A 17,219-nucleotide genomic window follows, 5' to 3' on the forward strand; every position below is an offset into this window, starting at 1 on the left:
GGCTGGAGTCATTCACCGCGCGTGCCCGGGTACTCGGGGCGCATGAACCTCACCGCTTACGAAGTAGCCGCAGCTGGTTCCGTCGCCGGGTTCGTCGCGGTCCTCGTCGGTGGCGTGATCGTCACCGGTGCACTGATCTGGGCCGTTCTGCTGGGCATCAAGGTGCGCAAGCGCGAGCCGAGGACGCCCAGGCCCCACGAGCAGCCCAGGCTCCCGGCGGACGGCGCGGTCCACGAGATTCGCGAACAGCGCGCACCCCACGAGGTGGGCCAGGACGAACGCCTCACCCCCCACGACCTCAGGCCCTCCGGCGGTATGCCCAGCGGCGACCAGCGCCGGCCGCGCTGGAACCGCGGTTCCAGCGGGTCCTTCGGCAGCGGCGGGCCCGGCGCCTGAGCGGCGCGGCGTTTACCGGCGGCGACCATGGAGACCCGGTCATCTGTTCCGTACACTCGTACGAGGGGACGCAGAGGGAAGAGGTTGCGTCGTGACCACGTCCACCAGTGACAAACCCGTCGTCCGCCGGCTGGAAACCGGCTGGTCGAAGGCCCGCCGACTGCGCGCGAAGAGCGAATTGCGCACCTGGCTCCCCGCCGTGGAGAGTCCGGACGGTCCGCGGACCTCGCACACGGCACCGGAATGGAACATCGTGCGGGGTGAGGACTGAAGCACGCGCGCCGCCGGGTCGTTCCCGGACCCCCTCGGCGCTCAGGGCCGCACCGGCCGCGTCCCTGGGGCTGAGGCCGTGCGCCTGCTTCTGACGTCCGACACCCATCTGCCGAAGCGCGCCAGGGCACTGCCGGAAGCGCTGCTCGCCGGCGTCGCGCACGCCGATGTCGTCTTCCACGCCGGCGACTGGGTCGACACGGCCACCCTCGACCTGCTGGAGAGCCGCTCCCGCAGGCTGATCGGCGTGTACGGCAACAACGACGGCCCCGAGCTGCGCGCCCGCCTCCCCGAGGTGGCCTACGCCGAACTCGGCGGTCTGCGCTTCGGCGCGGTCCACGAGACCGGCGCCGCCCAGGGCCGCGAGGCCCGCTGCGCCGCCCGCTTCCCCGAGCTGGACGTGCTGGTCTTCGGGCACAGCCACATCCCCTGGGACACGACGGCCGCCACCGGCCTGCGTCTGCTCAATCCGGGCTCGCCGACCGACCGCCGCCGCCTGCCCCACTGCACCTACATGACCGCCACCGTCACCGGCGGCCGGCTCACGGACGTCACCCTGCACCGGCTGCCGCCGCGCTGACGGCCGGCGCGCGGCCCACGGGTCATGGCGACGGGTGGATCGCCCCCGCGGTCGCCGTCAGCGGAGTCCCGCTGCCGCCCCACCGCAGCGCGACGATCTCCGCGGCGACCGACACGGCCACCTCCTCCGGCGTTCGGGCCCCCAGGTCCAGCCCGATCGGGGAGCGCAGCCGGGCCAGGTCGGCGTCGGTGAGCCCGGCCTCGGCCAGGCGCTTCGCGCGTTCGTCGTGGGTACGGCGGCTGCCCATCGCCCCGATGAACGCGGCAGGCCGGCGCAGGGCCACCTCCAGCAGCGGTACGTCGAACTTCGGGTCGTGCGTGAGCACGCAGATCACCGTGCGCTCGTCGGTGACGGTGCCGCGCAGATAGCGGTGCGGCCAGTCGACGACGACCTCCACGCCGGGCGGGAACCGCCTGGGCGTGGCGAAGACCGGGCGGGCGTCGCAGACGGTGACCCGGTATCCGAGGAAGTCGCCGACGCGGGCCACCGCCGCCGCGTAGTCGATCGCGCCGAACACCAGCATGCGCGGCGGCGGCGCGAAGGAGTGCAGGAACACCGAGACGTCGTCCTCGCGCCGCTCACCGTGCGGGCCGTAGTGCCGTACGCCGGTGGCGCCGAGGGCGAGTTCGCCGCGCGCGTCGGCGGTGACCGCCGCGTCCAGGCCGCGCGCGCCCAGCGTGCCCGACACCCGGTCCGGCCACACGGCGAGCGTGGCCCCGCGCGGCGCCGGACCGTCGGTCACCGTGGCCACGGTCACGGGGCGGCCGTCCAGGACGGACTCGGCGACCGCCCCGAACGCCGGGTCCCGCTCCGGGGTGACCGGACGGACCAGCAGGGTGATCTCGCCGCCGCAGGTCAGCCCCACCGCGAACGCGTCGTCGTCGCTGTACCCGAACGTCTCCAGGCGCGCCTCGCCGCTCGCCACGACCTCCTGGGCGAGCTCGAAGACCGCGCCCTCGACGCAGCCGCCCGACACACTGCCGACCACTTCGTCGCCCGGTCCCACGGCCATCGCCGCCCCTGGATCACGCGGTGCGCTGCGGCTCACCCCCACGACCGTGGCCAGGCCGAACGGGGCCGAGTCCCCGTACCACTGGTGCAGCGCCGGAAGAATGTCACGCATACCTCGACCCTCGCATGGTTGAGCGTTGATCCATTGTCGCGCCGCAGCTCTTCTGCCGCACTGCACCCGACCAGTCGTCACCGAGCGGGGCACGGTGCCCTCGGCCCGGATGCACGCCCTGGAGCAGCGGCTGCCGGGGCGGACCCGGGGCCAGGGAGAGCGGGACAGCGCCTTCGACCACTACGCGCCCGCCGGGTCCCGTGTCACGGTGCCCGAGCGGCCGCGCACCGACCGCAATCGGTCAGCCGGCACGGCGTGCCGGGTTCAGCGGCCGCGGGCGGGCCGACGGCGGCGAGCACGATGTCCACCTCCCGGACGACCGACGACAGGTCCCGGGGCGGGAGTGGAGTGACAGCGGCGGCGCGCTTCGCGGTGCGCTCGACGGCGCGCCGGGCCGGCGCCGGAGCAGGGCGACCGGGCCCGTGCCGGCCTCCGCGTCCGGCAACCGCCGCCGGCTCCCGCGTCCGGCAACCGCCGCCGGCAACTGTCGTCCCGCTACTGCTCGTCCCAGGCCTGGATCATGGTCTGCTCGGTGATCTTGCCGTCGCGGAGTCTGATCATCGACTCGGCGAAGACCCGGACCCCGTCCGCGTACTCGCAGGACTCGGTGAAGGCCGCGCGGTCACCCTGGACGACGCACTCCTCCAGCCGGTGCGTCATGTCGCGGCTGTAGACGTCGTCGAGCATCGCGCTGATCTCGTCGCGGCCGTGCAGCACCCGTGGGTGGCTGGGCTGGGTGTTGTGGTCGACGACCCGCACTTCGGCGTCGTCGGCGTAAAGGGACAGCAGGGTGTTCGGATTGCCTTCCACGGCCCGGCGCAGGGTCTCGGTGTCGAAGGCGGGACTGGCCGCAGTACCCATCGTGACCTCCTTCGAGAGCCGCGGCCCGCGGGCGGCGGGCCGCCGGGGCCTCTCCTACGAGATTCCTCCGCCCCGTCGGCCCCGGCAAGCGCAACAGCGGCTGGGCCTGACGGGTGAGGGGACTGGGCCGACCGTGTCCGGCCGGGGACGGTCCGCGTTGCTGAAGGCATGATCTCAACACGCCGTCTCGTCGCCGCCGTTGGTCTCGCCGCAGGGGTCACCGGTCTCGCAGCCTCGTCGGCCGACGCCGCCGAGGCCCCCGCCCGGGCCGCGGCCCCGCTCAGCCCGATCGCCCTGCTCGACTCCGTGGCCGTCGGCGACATCCCCGCCGAGTACCAGGAGGACTTCCCGCGGCCGTCCGCGCAGCTGACCCAGATGAAGCGGCTGAACGAGCTCAACCAGCTCCGCCAGATCACCGACATGGCCGCCCCCGTCACCGGACTGCTCCCCGACGTCCGCTGACCCCGCCGCCGCGGCCCGTCAGCCGGCCGTGGCGAGGAACTGCGTGGCCGCCAGCTCCGCGTACAGCGGGTCGGCGGTCACGAGTTCGCGGTGCGTGCCCACCGCACGGACCTTGCCCGAGTCCATCACCACTATCCGGTCGGCCATCGTCACCGTGGACAGCCGGTGCGCGACGACCAGCACGGTAGTCGTCCGAGCCACGTCGGCGACGGTGTCGCGCAGCGCCGCCTCGTTGACCGCGTCCAGCTGCGAGGTGGCCTCGTCGAGCAGCAGAAGTCTCGGACGGCGCAGCAGCGCGCGGGCGATCGCCACCCGCTGACGCTCCCCGCCGGACAGCTTGGTCCCGCGATGTCCGACCAGCGTCTCGACGCCGTCCGGCAGTCGCCGGACCAGCCCGTCCAGCCGCGTCGTCTTCAGCACCCGAGCGAGGGCGTCGTCGTCCGCCTCCGGGCTGCCCAGCAGCAGGTTCTCGCGCAGCGACCCTGACAGTACCGGCGCGTCCTGCTCGACGTAGCCGATCGCCGAGCGCAACTGGGGCAGCTCCCACTCCGTGAGGTCCCGGCCGTCCAGGGTGATCACCCCCGACTCCGGGTCGTAGAACCGCTCGATGAGGGAGAAGACGGTCGTCTTGCCCGCGCCCGACGGGCCGACGAACGCCGTCATCCCCTGCGCCGGCACCTCGAAGCTCACGCCGTGGTGCACGTACGGCAGGTCCTGCGCGTAGCGGAAGCGGACGTCCTCGAAGGCGAGCGACGCCGGGGGCGCGCCGGACGACGGCAACGGGGCCGCGGACGCCCGGGGTTCGGCGGGCAGCCGCAGCGCCTCCTGGATGCGGGACAGGGCGGCGGCACCCGTCTGGTACTGGGTGACCGCGCCGACGACCTGCTGGATCGGCGACATGAGGTAGAAGACGTACAGGAGGAAGGCGACCAGTGTGCCGATGTCCACGGCCCCGGTCGCGACCCGCGCGCCGCCGACCGCGAGCACCGTGATGAAGGCGATCTGCATCGCGAGGCCCGCCGTGTTCCCCGCCGCCGCCGACCACTTGGCGGCCCGCACGCTCTGCCGCCACGACTCCTCGGCCGCCGCGTGCAGCGTCTGTTCCTCGCGGTGCTCGGCGCCGGACGCCTTCACCGTGCGCAGCGCGCCGAGGACACGCTCCAGCGAGGCGCCCATCACACCGACGGCGTCCTGCGCCCGCCGGCTGGCCTTGTTGATGCGCGGCACGATCACGCCGAGGACCGTGCCCGCGGCGAGGACCACGGCGAGTGTGACGCCGAGCAGCACCGGGTCGACGAATCCCATCATCACCACGGTCGCCACGAGGGTGAGCCCTCCGGTGCCGAGGCCGACCAGGGAGTCGGTGGTGACCTCGCGCAGCAGGGTGGTGTCCGAGGTCATGCGGGCCATGAGGTCACCGGGCTCGCTGCGGTCCACGGCGGATATCCGCAGCCGCAGCAGGTACGACGACAACGTCCGCCGGGCGCCGAGCACCACCGACTCCGCGGTGCGCTGCAGCACGTACCCGCCGAGCGCGCCCACCGCGGCGTTGGTCACGACGAGGGCCGACATGGCCAGCAGCGCTCCGGTGACGGCCCGGTCGTGGGAGAGGTCCTCGATCAGTCCCCGCGCCACCAGCGGCAGCGCCAGCCCCGTGGCCCCGGTGACCAGGGAGAGCAGCGCGCCGGCGGCCAGGGACCGCCAGTGGGGTCGGACATAGCCCAGGAGCATGCGCCACGGCGGCGGGGCGGTCTGCGTCTCTGCGATGCTCACGCTGCTCCTTCACGAGTCCGAGGGGTGCTCAGAGACTACGTGGGAGCACTGACAACCCGCCCCGGCGGGCGTCGCGTTCGGCGCGGCCGGCGTGCGCCGCCCCGGGAACAGCAAGCTCAGGTGCGGGCCTTGGCGCGCGCAGTCCCGCCTCCCGCGCGGCGCCGACCCCGTCGTCGACGGCCACGGCGCGCCGGCCGGCCGCGTCCAGCAGCGAGGCCGCGACGGCCTCGCGCATCCCGCCGGCGCAGTGCACCCCCGCCGTGCCGTCCGGCACCTCGGCGAGCCGGCCGCGCAGCCGGTGCAGCGGGATGTGCACCGGGCCCGCGACCACCGGCCCGGTCGCCGCAGGCAGCGGCCCAGCCCCCCGTCCGGCCCTCGTGAACCGTCCCCCTACCGATCAGTCACGCGTAGGGTCGGAAGCGGGACGGACGCCCGGAGACGGAAGGGGCCAGCACATGGCGCAGGAAGTACGCGGCGTGATCGCACCGGGGCGGGACGAGCCGGTGCGGGTCGAGACGGTCGTCGTGCCGGACCCGGGGCCGGGGGAGGCCGTGGTGCGGGTGCAGGCCTGCGGGGTCTGCCACACCGACCTGCACTACAAGCAGGGCGGCATCACCGACGAGTTCCCCTTCCTGCTCGGCCACGAGGCCGCCGGGATCGTCGAGACGGTCGGCGACGGCGTCACCGACGTGGCACCCGGGGACTTCGTGATCCTCAACTGGCGGGCGGTCTGCGGACGTTGCCGGGCCTGTCTGCGCGGCCGGCCCTGGTACTGCTTCGACACCCACAACGCCGGGCAGAAGATGACCCTCGCCGCGACCGGACAGGAACTCTCCCCGGCCCTCGGGATCGGCGCGTTCGCCGAGAAGACACTGGTCGCGGCCGGTCAGTGCACCAAGGTCGACCCGGCCGTCTCCCCGGCGGTCGCCGGACTGCTGGGCTGCGGGGTGATGGCGGGCCTCGGTGCCGCGATCAACACCGGCGACGTCGGGCGCGGCGACACCGTCGCCGTCATCGGCTGCGGCGGCGTGGGCGACGCGGCCATCGCCGGGTCGCGGTTGGCCGGAGCGGCGCGGATCATCGCCGTCGACATCGACGACCGCAAGCTGGAGACCGCCCGCGCGATGGGCGCGACCCACACCGTCAACTCGACCGGCACCGACCCGGTCGAGGCGATCCGTGAGCTGACCGGCGGGTTCGGCGCCGATGTCGTCATCGAGGCGGTCGGCCGCCCGGAGACGTACAAGCAGGCCTTCTACGCCCGGGACCTGGCCGGCACGGTGGTCCTGGTGGGCGTCCCCACTCCGGAGATGAGGCTGGAACTGCCGTTCCTCGACGTGTTCGGGCGTGGCGGCGCGCTGAAGTCGTCCTGGTACGGGGACTGCCTGCCGTCCCGTGACTTCCCGATGCTGATCGACCTGCATCTGCAGGGGCGCCTGGACCTGGAGGCCTTCGTGACCGAGACCATCCAGCTCGACGAGGTCGAGAATGCCTTCGACCGGATGCACCGCGGCGACGTGCTGCGCTCGGTGGTGGTGCTGCGATGACCGCCCGCGTCGAACGTCTCGTCACCTCCGGGCAGTTCACGCTCGACGGCGGCACCTGGGACGTCGACAACAACGTGTGGCTCGTCGGCGACGACGACGAGGTCGTCGTCATCGACGCCGCCCACGACGTCGACGCCATCGTGGACGCGGTCGGGAACCGCGACCTGAAGGCCATCGTGTGCACCCACGCCCACAACGACCACGTGAACGCGGCGCCCGCGCTCGCCGACCGCACCGGAGCGGTCATCTGGCTGCACCACGACGACCTGCCGCTGTGGAACCAGACCCACCCCGGGCGCGAGCCGGGCGCCGGGCTGCTCGACGGCCAGGTCATCGAGGCGGCGGGCGCGGACCTGCGGGTCCTGCACACGCCGGGGCACGCGCCCGGCGCGGTCTGCCTGTACGACCCGGGTCTCGGTGTCGTCTTCACCGGCGACACCCTCTTCCAGGGCGGCCCCGGCGCCACCGGCCGCTCGTACTCCCACTTCCCGACGATCATCGCCTCGATCCGCGACCGGCTCCTCACCCTCCCTCCTCAGACCAAGGTCCTCACCGGCCACGGCGACCCGACGACCATCGGCGCGGAGGCGCCGCACCTGCAGGAGTGGATCGCCCGGGGCCACTGACGGGCGGTCCCCCGCCGGGGCGGCGGCGCGGCCGCGTGACCGGCCGCAAAAGGAGACAGAAGATGTCCGGCTTCCGCGGGAGGCTCCTCACCGGGAACAGCCATCCAGGAGGTCGGACATGTCACAACCGTTGCGGGGCAAGGTCGCGCTGGTCGCCGGAGCGACGCGGGGAGCGGGCCGCGGTATCGCCGTGGAACTCGGCGCGGCGGGCGCCACCGTCTACGTCACCGGGCGCAGCACCCGCGCCCGCCGCTCCGAGTACGACCGCCCCGAGACCGTCGAGGACACCGCCGACCTGGTCACCGAGGCCGGCGGCCGGGGCATCGCCGTACCCACCGACCACCTCGACCCGGTGCAGGTCCGCGCCCTCGTGGACCGCGTCGCCGGCGAACAGGACCGCCTCGACGTGCTCGTCAACGACATCTGGGGCGGCGAGAAGCTCTTCGAGTGGGACACCACCGTCTGGGAGCACGACCTCGACAACGGCCTGCGCCTGCTCCGCCTCGCGGTCGAGACCCACGCGATCACCAGCCACCACGCCCTGCCCCTCCTCCTGCGCCGCCCCGGCGGCCTCGTGGTGGAGATGACCGACGGCACGGCCGAGTACAACCGCGACACCTACCGGGTCAACTTCTTCTACGACCTCGCCAAGGCGGCCGTCCTGCGCATGGCCTTCTCCCTGGGGCACGAAGTGGGCCCCCGCGGCGCCACCGCCGTGGCCCTCACGCCGGGCTGGCTGCGCTCGGAGATGATGCTCGACAACTACGGCGTCCGCGAGGACAACTGGCGGGACGCCCTCGACCGGACCCCGCACTTCGCGATCTCGGAGACCCCGCGATACGTCGGCCGCGCCGTCACGGCCCTGGCCGCCGATCCCGGGGTGTCCCGCTTCAACGGCCGGTCCCTCTCCAGCGGGGCACTCGCGCAGGAGTACGGCTTCACCGACCTCGACGGCAGCCGCCCCGACGCCTGGCGCTACCTCGTGGAGGTCCAGGACCCGGGCAGGCCGGCGGACACGACCGGCTACCGGTGACCTCGGCCGGCTGCCCGGCACGGTCCGGACCGCGCACGGCCCCTGCCCCGTTGATCACTCCGGCGGTACGGTCTGCGCATGACCGCCATCAAGCGCTTCGACGGGTACGGAGTCCTGATCACCGGAGCGGCCCGCGGCATCGGCGCCGCGACGGCCCGGCGACTGGCCGCGGAGGGCGCGGCCGTCCTGGTGACCGACATCGACGCGGGAGCGGCCGAGAGGACCGCGGGGGCGCTGCGCGACGACGGTCTCCTGGCGCGGGCGTGCCGGTGCGACGTGGCCGACCGGGAGTCCGTCGAGGCCGCCGTCGCGCGGGCCGTCGACGCGTTCGGCACCCTTGACGTCCTGGTCAGCAACGCCTACAGCTGTCATCCCGACACGCCGCTCTTCGAGGAGGGGACGGACGAGGTGTGGGCACGTGACCTGGACGTCACCCTGACCGGGGCGTACCGCTGCTGCCGTGCCGCGCTGCCGCACCTGGCCGCCTCCGGGCGCGGCGCCGTCGTCTGCGTCGGCTCCGTGAACGGGCTTCAGGACTTCGGCAACCACGCCTACAGCGCCGCCAAGGCCGGCCTCGGCTCCCTGACCCGCACCCTGGCCGGCCATGCCGCGGGCCGGGGTGTCCGCGTCAACCTCGTCGCCCCCGGCACCGTACGCACCCCGGCATGGCGGGGCCGGGACGACGACCTCGAGGAGATCCGCCGCCTCTACCCCCTGGGCCGGGTCGGCGAGCCGGAGGACGTCGCCGCCGCCGTGGCCTTCCTCGCCTCCCGCGACGCGTCCTGGATCACCGGCACGACCGTGGTCGTGGACGGCGGGATCACCGCGGTGAGCACCGGCTTCACCCGGCGCCCGGGGCGCGGCGAACGGCGCACCTGAGCGTGGGGGCACCACCTCGGCCGCGCCGAATGTCACCGTTTCGTCGCGGTTGGCCCTCGCATACAACCGCATCCGCCCCTTACCGGTCTAGCAGGCAGAGACCGCGCGGCAGACGCGCATTCGACGCGAGAGACAAGGCCAGCCCATGGGGGAGATTCGCAGACGGGCGACCGTCGTCCTGGGGGCCACCGCTCTGGTGGCGCCGCTCACACTCGCGCTGGGCGCCGCCCCGGCGCAGGCGGCGAGCTGCACCACGCAGACCGGGCCGTACCAGAAGCAGGTGGAGAAATTCCTGGGCCGCCCGGTGGACGGCCGGCAGTCCACCGCCGACTGCAAGGCGACCCGGGCGTTCCAGACGAAGCACGGCATCACACCGAACATCGGCTACGCGGGGCCCGTCACCTGGGGCGTGATGGACCTCATGAACAAGCAGAAGGCCGTCGGGAAGAACCCGAACAAGGCCGGGAAGTGCCCGGTCGACAAGGGTCGCATCGCCTGTGTGAACCTCACGCTCCAGCTGAGCTGGATCCAGGACGGCAAGAAACTCGTCCACGGCCCCGTCCCGGTCCGCACCGGTCGCAACGGCTACGAGACGCGCACCGGCCTGAAGAAGATCTACTGGCGCAACATCGACCACGTGTCCACCATCTACGACGTGCCGATGCCCTACGCCCAGTTCTTCGACGGCGGCCAGGCCTTCCATTCCGCCGGCGTCAGCATGTGGAACCCGCCCGGCTCGCGGGGCTGCGTCAACATGACCAGGGCCACCGCGAAGAAGTACTGGTCGCTGCTGAAGAACGGTGACGACGTGTACGTGTACGGGCGCAAGCCGGGCACCTGACGGGGCACCCGGCCCGCCCCGTCGCGTCGGTCCTGCGGCGCGTCGCCGAAGTCCCGGGTTCTCCGGCCGTACGCCACCCTGTCGCGCTGACTCGTGCGCGATGACGCCCGGCAGGGTGCAGCGGGCCGCCACCCAGGCGTTCACGGACGGCAGCGAGCGGGTGTTCACCGCCGTCACGAAGTCGTCCGCCAGGAAGTGGTGGCTGTCCCCGTGCCCGTTGTGGAGGTGGTCGAAGGTGCGCGGCAGCCGCGTGCGGCCGTGCACCGGCGCCGAGCCCGAGGTGAAGGCCGCCCGCACCTTCGCGATGCCGCAGAAGATCCTGCTCGCCGGGGATGGGGTCGGGCTGAGGGACGTGGCGAGGAACGCGGTGCCGCCGTGCCGGCCGTCCAGGTCCTGGTGCCGGGCGCGGCGGACGCCTGAACTGCCCGGCCGGTTCTGGGACATGGACGTGATCAGGGACACTGCCCGATATGTCCGATTGGCTCGTGATTACTCACCGCGCCTTCACCTGGCCCGCCGTATGCTTCACAGCATGTCCACCAGTGTTGAAGCCGTCACCGAGAGATCGGCCGCGGAGGTCAACGAGGAGATCCGGGCGCTGTGGCGCCGGTCGGGCGGGACACTGACCACCGAGCAGCGCGAGGAGTACCAGCGCCTCGTCCTGGAGTGGGCCGCCGCGGCGCCGCAGCCGGCGCAGGCCGCCTGACCCGCTCGCGGCGGGCCCGGTACCTGTCCGGCCCGGATCTCTCCGTCAGCCCCACGTGGCCGAGTAGTAGCGCTGGTAGGCCTTGCGGTCCTGTTCCGTACGGATCCACCGCGTGGCCACCAGCGCGATCAGACTGCCCGCGACGACCAGCAGGCCGGGCCCGACGTTCCTCGGGTCCGCCAGCCGGGCCAGCAGCTCCCTGCCCGCCTCACCCGAGACCGGGGCGGAACCCCCTGGTGCCGCGGCGCTCTGCGGATCCGTGGGGGGCGGAACGGCGCCCTGGCCGTTCTGCGGGCCCGACGTGATCAGCCGGACGCCGAGCGCGGACAGCGCCTGCGGCAGCGGCTGGAAGAAGGTCGTCCCACCCTCCCGGCAGTCCCCGCTGCCGCCCGAGGTCACACCGAGCGCGATGCCCTCGGAGAACAGCGGCCCGCCGCTGTCCCCGGGCTCGGCGCACACGTTCGTCTCGATGAGGCCGGTCACCGTGCCCTCGGGGTAGTTCACCGTCGCGTCGAGCGCGGTCACCTCGCCGTCCCGCAAACCGCTGCTGCTGCCGCTGCGGAACACCCGCTGACCGACCGACGTCTCGCCCACGGCCGTGATCCGCACCCCCTGTCCGTCGCCGATCGCCACGATGCCCGCCCCGTCGCCGGCCCGCCCGCCCGCGTACTGCACGAGCGAGTAGTCGTTGCCCGGGAAGCTGCCCGTGACGGTACGGCCCACCGGCCGGTCGCCCCGGTCGTCCGCGAACCAGACCGAACCGTCCGGCCCGCAGTGCCCGGCCGTGAGGATGAAGTCGGTCTTCCCGTCGGTGACGTTGAAGCCCGCCGAGCAGCGCCCGGCGGTGGACAGGATCGGCAGGGCGCCGTTGATACGGGTGGTGAAGGTGCCCTCGGTGCGTTCCATGCGCACGAAGCCCCCGATGCCGTCCGCCAGGTCGGTCAGCTCGGACCAGTCGCCTGCGGAGACGGTGCTGTCCCCCCGGACGACCACCTCGTTCGACCGGTAGTCCACCAGCCACGCCGTGCCCGGCACCCGCGGGGCCGAACGCAGTTCCTCCGTCGCGGACTTGAGCTCGCGCATGCTGTGCCGCACGAGCTTCGCCGTCGCACCCGCCCTGCGGACCTCGGCGGCCGCCTCGTCGTCGGTGACCGCGACGACCGGCCGCCCCCGGCCGTCCATCCAGCTGCCCGCCGTGCGGGAGGAGCCGAGCTTCTCGACCAGGCCCGCGCCGGAGTCCCCGGCGAGCACCCCCGGGGACGCGGCGGGGGGCTCGCTCGCGACCGCCTGCGTGACCATCGCCGCCCCGAGGACGATCCCGCCGACTGACGCCAGCCGTGCCACTCGCCGGACGATCCGTCGTCGTGCGTGCCTCATGCATGGCTCCCGAACCCCGAACACGCGGCGCGATGGCACCGCGGGGCGCCCGGGTCGTCGAGCGCCCTCTCTCCATACGTGCCGGGGTCCGGCAGCGTTCACCCGCGCGGCGGCCGGCTCAGTTCTTGCGTGCCACCCCGCCGAACATCGCGACCTCCTCCGGCTCGGCACCGTCGCCCTGCTCCGGACGCCAGCGCGAACAGGACACGACCCCCGGCTCCAGCAGCTCGAGGCCGTCGAAGAAGCCCGTCACGGCCTCGGGGGTGCGCTGGGTCAGCTTCGGAGTGCCGTGCTCGTTCCAGAACTTCACCGCCTCGTCCACGTCCGGCATCGAGGGCGAGGTGATGGTGTGCGACAGCACCAGATGGCTGCCCGGCGGCAGCGCTTCCATCAGCCGCCGCACCACGCCGTAGGGGTCCTCGTCGTCGCGGAGGAAGATGACGACGCCGAGCAGGATCAGCGCCACCGGCTGGGTGAGGTCCAGCGTCTTCGCGGCGTGTTCGAGGATCGCGTCGACGTTGCGCAGGTCCTCGTCGAGGTAGTCGGTGCGGCCCTCCGGGGTGCTGGTGAGCAGCGCGCGGGCGTGGGCCAGGACGAGCGGGTCGTTGTCGACGTACACGATCCGGGCGTCGGGGGCGAGCCGCTGGGCGACCTCGTGGGTGTTGTCGGCGGTGGGCAGGCCGGTGCCGACGTCCAGGAACTGGCGGATGCCCACGTCGGAGACCAGGTGGCGCACGGCCCGGCCCAGGAACAGGCGGTCCGCCTGGGCGTAGTCGCCGATTCCCGGGTGCAGTTGGCGGATCTGGTCGCCGGCCGCCCGGTCGACCTCGTAGTTGTCCTTGCCGCCGAGCCAGTAGTTCCAGATCCGTGCGGTGTGCGGCTGGGACGTGTTGATGCGCTCGCGCAGCGACTGGGCCATACCGTCCGCGGCTGGCGGGTTCTCGGTCACGGAATCAGCTCCTGGGGGTGCCTGGTGCAGGGCGCGGGGACGCCCCGTGCGGTGTCAAGACGCAATCTAGACCGACGAATTGATCTTTGCCGGTGCTTGTGCGTTTTCGGTGCACCCCCGTGCTCGTGAGCTCGTTCCACGGCCCCCTATCGTGGGCTCATGACCAGGATCCCGCACGGCACGTCCGGTGAACCGAACCCCCTGCGCGCGCTGGACCTCGATCAGCTGCGGCGCCGTACGAGCATGAAGTGGCGCGCCTACCCCGACGACGTGCTGCCGCTGTGGGTGGCGGAGATGGACGTGCCGCTCGCCGCGCCCGTCGCCCGCGCCCTCACCGACGCGGTGGCCCTCGGCGACACCGGCTACCCGGCCGGCACCGCCTACGCCGAGGCGCTGGCCGGCTTCGCCGAGAAGTGGTGGGGCTGGTCCGGCATCGACGTGGGGCGCACCGCGATCGTGCCCGACGTGATGCTCGGCGTGGTCGAGATGCTCAAGCTGGTCTGCGGGCCGGGTGACGCCGTGGTGGTCAACCCGCCGGTGTACCCGCCGTTCTTCCAGTTCGTCGCGCACATGGACCGGCGGGTGGTCGAGGCGCCGCTGGGGCCGGATTTGCGGATCGACTTCGGCGTCCTTGAAGATGCCTTCCGGCAGGCCGTGACGGCCGGGCGGCGTGCGGCGTACCTGCTGTGCAGCCCGCACAACCCGACCGGGACCGTGCACACCGCCGAGGAACTGTCCACCGTCGCCCGCCTCGCCGGGGAGTACGGCGTGCGCGTCGTCGCCGACGAGATCCACGCCCCGCTGGTCCTCGGCGCCACGGACTTCGTGCCGTACCTCAGCGTGCCGGGCGGCGGGAGCGGCCTGTCGCTGATGTCGGCCTCCAAGGCCTGGAACCTCGCCGGGCTCAAGGCGGCCCTCGCCGTCGCCGGCCCCGAGTCCGCCGCCGACCTCGCCCGGCTTCCCGAGGAGGTCGGCCACGGCCCCAGCCACTTCGGCGCCCTGGCCCACACCGCCGCCCTGCGCGACGCCACGGCCTGGCTCGGCGCCCTGCTGGCCGGCCTCGACGAGAACCGGCGCCTGCTCGCCGGGCTGCTCGCCGAGCGGCTGCCCGCCGTGGCCTACCGCCCCGGTGACGCCACTTACCTCGCCTGGCTCGACTGCCGGGCGCTCGGCCTGGGCGACGATCCGGCCGACGTCTTTCTGCGCCGGGGCCGGGTGGCGCTCAACTCCGGCCTGCCGTTCGGGACGGGGGGCGCCGGGCACGTACGGCTGAACCTGGCCACGTCGCCGGAGATCGTCACGGAGGCGGTACGGCGGATGGCCGCCGCGCTGAAGTGACGGCGGCATGCCTACACTTCCGGCCATGGACGCGACACGGCTCGGAGCCGGCAAGTACCTGCTGATCACCAGCTACCGCAAGGACGGCACCCCGGTCCCCACGCCCGTCTGGGTCGTCGCCGACGGTGACGCGCTCGGGGTGTGGACGGTCGCGGACTCCTGGAAGGTCAAGCGGATCCGGCGCCGCTCGGACGTCCTCGTGGGCCCCTGCGACCTGCGCGGCAACCCGACCGGTGAGAAGGTGCCCGGCACCGCCGAGATCACCGACGCGGCCACCACGGCCCGCTACCGCGGGCTCATCGCCCGCAAGTACGGCATCGTCGGCCGCCTCACGCTGCTCGGCAGCCGGCTGCGGCGCGGCCCGCAGGGCACGGTCGGCATCCGGGTGACCCTGAACGCCTGAGGGACGCCGGGCGATCCGGCCGCGCGCCCGGCCCGTGCGGTCCGGGCGCGTCAGGTCCAGGCCCGGTACGGCTCGTCGAGCAGCTGGAACACCGGCTCGCCCCGTACCGGGTCCTTGGCGGTGGACAGCCGCACGCGGTCGCCGCTGTGGATGCCGATGGGCGGGCCCATCACGCGGCCCCGCACCACGAACCCCTCGGCCATCTCGATCAGGGACACGTTGCGCGCGGCGGGCGTGTTGCGGTGCACCACCGTCGTGTGGCGGACCGTGCCGGTGCCCTCGCTGCGTTCCGTCCGCAGCTCGCTGCCCTGGCAGACCGGGCAGAGCAGCCGGTGGTACGTCGCGGTGCCGCACCAGGTGCAGCGCTGGTAGAGCATGGCCTCCTGGTCCGGGGCCCGGTGGTCGAGGACGCCCGCCGCGGAGCCGGATGCCTGCTGAGCGACGGTTCCTGAGTGGTGGTACACGCTGTCAACTCCCTGCGCTCGGCCGGAAATCCGCGTGCGCGACGCCATGCGCACGCCTGTGCGCGGCTCGCGGTGCCACCGTGCACGGCCACAGCGTATGGCACTGAGTGTCACTCGTAAAGGCACTCCGTACCCCCTCGTTGCGGGGGGTCAGTCCCGCCCGAGGGTCGTCTCGATCTCCCGCACCACCCGCCACAGGGGGGCGCCGCGCCGCGAGACGACGACCACCACGTCCTCCGGCCGCTCGTCGGCCGGGGGAGTGGGCCCGCCGCCGAAGGCGCCCTGCACCAGGCCCAGGGCGTGGTCCACCGCGACGGCCGCGTCACCCCTGCCGTCCGAACGCAGCCAGGACCGCAGCCCGTTGTTGTGCGCCGCGACCACCGCGGCCGCGATCACGTCCGCCCGCAGGCCCGGCACCTTCTTCGTGAGCCGGTAGCGCTGTACGGAGAAGGCCGGGTTCTCGGCGTACATCCGCAGCACCAGCCGGGCCGCGTCGCAGACCCGGCCGACCGGCTCGTCGTCCTCACCCGCGGCCGAGAGGAAGGCCGTCATGTCGGCCAGGCATCGCTCGTGGTCAGGGAAGACCACGTCCTCCTTGGACGGGAAGTACCGGAAGAACGACCGCCGCCCGACCCCGGCGAGGGCCACGATGTCGTCCACGGTGGTCTGTTCGTAGCCCCGCTCCAGGAACAACTGGAACGCCGCCGCGACCAGGGCCTCCCGCATGGGCGGTTTCACGCTCATGGGACGGAACGCAGCACCTGAACAGGTCTGGTGGCACTCAGTGCCGCCCCGACGGGGAACTCGGTGCCGTGCGGGTGAGGCGTCGGGTCTCCTCGCCGGTCACGCGCCCTCGTGGCCCGGCGCTCCGACGCCGGACTCGGACAGCCGGCTCACCGCCGCGGACACCTGGCGCTGCGTCGCGTCGGGCAGCGGTTCACCCTGCACGGCGGTCACCAGGTCCTGGGCGAGCAGGTGGAGCTTGGTGTTGGTGTTCTGCGAGACCATCACCAGGACGTGCCACGCGTCCTGCGGGCTCAGCCCGAACGTGGCCATCAGGACCCCGCGGGCCAGGTCGATGGTCGGCCGGGTCTGCATGGCCCTGCGCAGCTGGACGACCTCCGTCCCCAGCTCGTGCTCGCCGGTCTCGTCATGGGCCGCGCCGGTGAACAGACGCAGGGTGCCCGTGAGGGTGAGGAGCCGTTCGGCCGCGGGGCTGGAGGCCTGGATCGTCACCGTCTTCCCTTGCGTGAGGGCTTGTTCACGGAGGGCGAGCAGAACGTTCAGGGCCGAGCAGTCGCAGAAGACCACGCCTTGGAGGTCGAGGTCGATGCCCTCGGCCGCGGACTCCAGCGCGCCACCCAGGGCGGCACTCAACTCGTCGGACGCGTGCAGGTCGAGCTCCCCGCACACCGTCACCACCGTGCGGGCACCGTCGGGCAGCGCGGCGGTCGAAAGCGGCCCCGGCCGCGAGGCCGCGAAGGTGGCGGGCTGCGTCGTGTACGCAGACTCCGGCATGGCCGACACTCCTTCGGTCCTCCTGCCTGCCGTCTTCATCAGGGTTGTCCTCACGCCGCGATACGTCAAGAGA

20 protein-coding genes and 2 pseudogenes are annotated in these 17,219 nt (G+C 73.2%); 12 read left to right on the forward strand and 10 right to left on the reverse strand.

Annotated features, from left to right (window positions below; genetic code table 11):
- The first annotated feature begins 42 nt into the window (after positions 1–42).
- From ACGF8A_RS15815 to ACGF8A_RS15825, 3 genes are all read left to right on the forward strand, one after another.
- Positions 43–396 (forward strand): DUF6479 family protein, encoded by a 354-nt coding sequence (locus ACGF8A_RS15815; protein ID WP_393108370.1) that lies wholly within the window; start codon positions 43–45, stop codon positions 394–396.
- A 91-nt stretch (positions 397–487) separates the two neighbouring features.
- Positions 488–667, forward strand: coding sequence for a hypothetical protein (locus tag ACGF8A_RS15820; protein WP_365447675.1), 180 nt, complete (start codon positions 488–490; stop codon positions 665–667).
- 78 nt (positions 668–745) lie between these two features.
- Positions 746–1,246: a metallophosphoesterase family protein gene (locus tag ACGF8A_RS15825; protein WP_393108372.1), complete on the forward strand. Its 501-nt coding sequence runs from the start codon at positions 746–748 to the stop codon at positions 1,244–1,246.
- Between the two features lie 22 nt (positions 1,247–1,268).
- On the opposite strand, the gene ACGF8A_RS15830 is transcribed toward ACGF8A_RS15825, so the two are convergent.
- Together ACGF8A_RS15830 and ACGF8A_RS15835 are read right to left on the reverse strand one after the other, a co-directional pair.
- A complete protein-coding gene (locus ACGF8A_RS15830; RefSeq protein WP_393108374.1) occupies positions 1,269–2,369 on the reverse strand; it encodes an XdhC family protein in 1,101 nt (366 codons plus the stop codon).
- A 495-nt stretch (positions 2,370–2,864) separates the two neighbouring features.
- Entirely contained in the window at positions 2,865–3,230 is a 366-nt protein-coding gene (locus ACGF8A_RS15835; protein ID WP_393108376.1) for a nuclear transport factor 2 family protein, read from the reverse strand.
- 168 nt (positions 3,231–3,398) lie between these two features.
- On the opposite strand from ACGF8A_RS15835, the gene ACGF8A_RS15840 reads away from it, so the two are divergent.
- Positions 3,399–3,692 carry a hypothetical protein gene (locus ACGF8A_RS15840; RefSeq protein ID WP_393108378.1) on the forward strand — a complete coding sequence of 98 codons (294 nt, stop codon included), beginning with the start codon at positions 3,399–3,401 and terminating at the stop codon, positions 3,690–3,692.
- Positions 3,693–3,710: 18 nt separating this feature from the next.
- On the opposite strand, the gene ACGF8A_RS15845 is transcribed toward ACGF8A_RS15840, so the two are convergent.
- Both ACGF8A_RS15845 and ACGF8A_RS15850 read right to left on the reverse strand, forming a co-directional pair.
- Positions 3,711–5,465: an ABC transporter ATP-binding protein gene (locus tag ACGF8A_RS15845; protein WP_393108380.1), complete on the reverse strand. Its 1,755-nt coding sequence runs from the start codon at positions 5,463–5,465 to the stop codon at positions 3,711–3,713.
- 28 nt (positions 5,466–5,493) lie between these two features.
- Positions 5,494–5,793, reverse strand: a pseudogene (locus tag ACGF8A_RS15850) (rhodanese-like domain-containing protein); the annotation flags it as partial.
- Between the two features lie 127 nt (positions 5,794–5,920).
- On the opposite strand from ACGF8A_RS15850, the gene ACGF8A_RS15855 reads away from it, so the two are divergent.
- From ACGF8A_RS15855 to ACGF8A_RS15875, 5 genes are all read left to right on the forward strand, one after another.
- Positions 5,921–7,012, forward strand: a complete 1,092-nt coding sequence (locus ACGF8A_RS15855; protein WP_393108382.1) for an S-(hydroxymethyl)mycothiol dehydrogenase — start codon at positions 5,921–5,923, stop codon at positions 7,010–7,012.
- Positions 7,009–7,638, forward strand: a complete 630-nt coding sequence (locus ACGF8A_RS15860) for an MBL fold metallo-hydrolase (RefSeq protein ID WP_393108384.1) — start codon at positions 7,009–7,011, stop codon at positions 7,636–7,638. The genes ACGF8A_RS15855 and ACGF8A_RS15860 overlap by 4 nt, the downstream gene beginning before the upstream one ends.
- A 118-nt stretch (positions 7,639–7,756) precedes the next feature.
- Positions 7,757–8,671, forward strand: a complete 915-nt coding sequence (locus ACGF8A_RS15865) for an SDR family oxidoreductase (RefSeq protein WP_393108386.1) — start codon at positions 7,757–7,759, stop codon at positions 8,669–8,671.
- A 78-nt stretch (positions 8,672–8,749) separates the two neighbouring features.
- A complete protein-coding gene (locus ACGF8A_RS15870) occupies positions 8,750–9,550 on the forward strand; it encodes an SDR family NAD(P)-dependent oxidoreductase (RefSeq protein WP_393108388.1) in 801 nt (266 codons plus the stop codon).
- A gap of 145 nt (positions 9,551–9,695) precedes the next feature.
- Positions 9,696–10,391 carry a L,D-transpeptidase family protein gene (locus tag ACGF8A_RS15875; RefSeq protein WP_393108390.1) on the forward strand — a complete coding sequence of 232 codons (696 nt, stop codon included), beginning with the start codon at positions 9,696–9,698 and terminating at the stop codon, positions 10,389–10,391.
- A 35-nt stretch (positions 10,392–10,426) separates the two neighbouring features.
- Here ACGF8A_RS15875 and ACGF8A_RS15880 read toward each other — a convergent pair.
- Positions 10,427–10,733: pseudogene (locus tag ACGF8A_RS15880) on the reverse strand (gfo/Idh/MocA family oxidoreductase); the annotation flags it as partial.
- 178 nt (positions 10,734–10,911) lie between these two features.
- Between ACGF8A_RS15880 and ACGF8A_RS15885 the strand changes: the two are divergent.
- Positions 10,912–11,097 (forward strand): hypothetical protein, encoded by a 186-nt coding sequence (locus ACGF8A_RS15885; protein WP_393108392.1) that lies wholly within the window; start codon positions 10,912–10,914, stop codon positions 11,095–11,097.
- Positions 11,098–11,142: 45 nt separating this feature from the next.
- Here ACGF8A_RS15885 and ACGF8A_RS15890 read toward each other — a convergent pair whose 3' ends face one another.
- Together ACGF8A_RS15890 and ACGF8A_RS15895 are read right to left on the reverse strand one after the other, a co-directional pair.
- Entirely contained in the window at positions 11,143–12,474 is a 1,332-nt protein-coding gene (locus ACGF8A_RS15890) for a S1 family peptidase (RefSeq protein ID WP_393108394.1), read from the reverse strand.
- Positions 12,475–12,592: 118 nt separating this feature from the next.
- Positions 12,593–13,423: an SAM-dependent methyltransferase gene (locus ACGF8A_RS15895; RefSeq protein ID WP_393108396.1), complete on the reverse strand. Its 831-nt coding sequence runs from the start codon at positions 13,421–13,423 to the stop codon at positions 12,593–12,595.
- A gap of 159 nt (positions 13,424–13,582) precedes the next feature.
- Here ACGF8A_RS15895 and ACGF8A_RS15900 point away from each other — a divergent pair, with 159 nt between their 5' ends.
- A complete protein-coding gene (locus tag ACGF8A_RS15900; RefSeq protein WP_393108398.1) occupies positions 13,583–14,761 on the forward strand; it encodes a MalY/PatB family protein in 1,179 nt (392 codons plus the stop codon).
- 25 nt (positions 14,762–14,786) lie between these two features.
- On the forward strand, positions 14,787–15,164 hold the full coding sequence (locus tag ACGF8A_RS15905) for a PPOX class F420-dependent oxidoreductase (protein ID WP_393108400.1): 378 nt from the start codon (positions 14,787–14,789) through the stop codon (positions 15,162–15,164).
- A 50-nt stretch (positions 15,165–15,214) separates the two neighbouring features.
- On the opposite strand, the gene ACGF8A_RS15910 is transcribed toward ACGF8A_RS15905, so the two are convergent.
- The 3 genes from ACGF8A_RS15910 to ACGF8A_RS15920 form a co-directional block, all read right to left on the reverse strand.
- Entirely contained in the window at positions 15,215–15,628 is a 414-nt protein-coding gene (locus tag ACGF8A_RS15910) for a Zn-ribbon domain-containing OB-fold protein (protein WP_393108402.1), read from the reverse strand.
- A gap of 150 nt (positions 15,629–15,778) precedes the next feature.
- The gene (locus ACGF8A_RS15915) at positions 15,779–16,354 is read right to left on the reverse strand and encodes a TetR family transcriptional regulator (RefSeq protein ID WP_393108522.1); all 576 of its coding nucleotides are present in this window, start codon (positions 16,352–16,354) and stop codon (positions 15,779–15,781) included.
- A gap of 117 nt (positions 16,355–16,471) precedes the next feature.
- A complete protein-coding gene (locus tag ACGF8A_RS15920; RefSeq protein WP_393108404.1) occupies positions 16,472–17,146 on the reverse strand; it encodes an ANTAR domain-containing protein in 675 nt (224 codons plus the stop codon).
- Between the last annotated feature and the right edge of the window lie 73 nt (positions 17,147–17,219).

Source organism: Streptomyces sp. NPDC047706, from assembly GCF_043204795.1.
GTDB lineage: Bacteria > Actinomycetota > Actinomycetes > Streptomycetales > Streptomycetaceae > Streptomyces.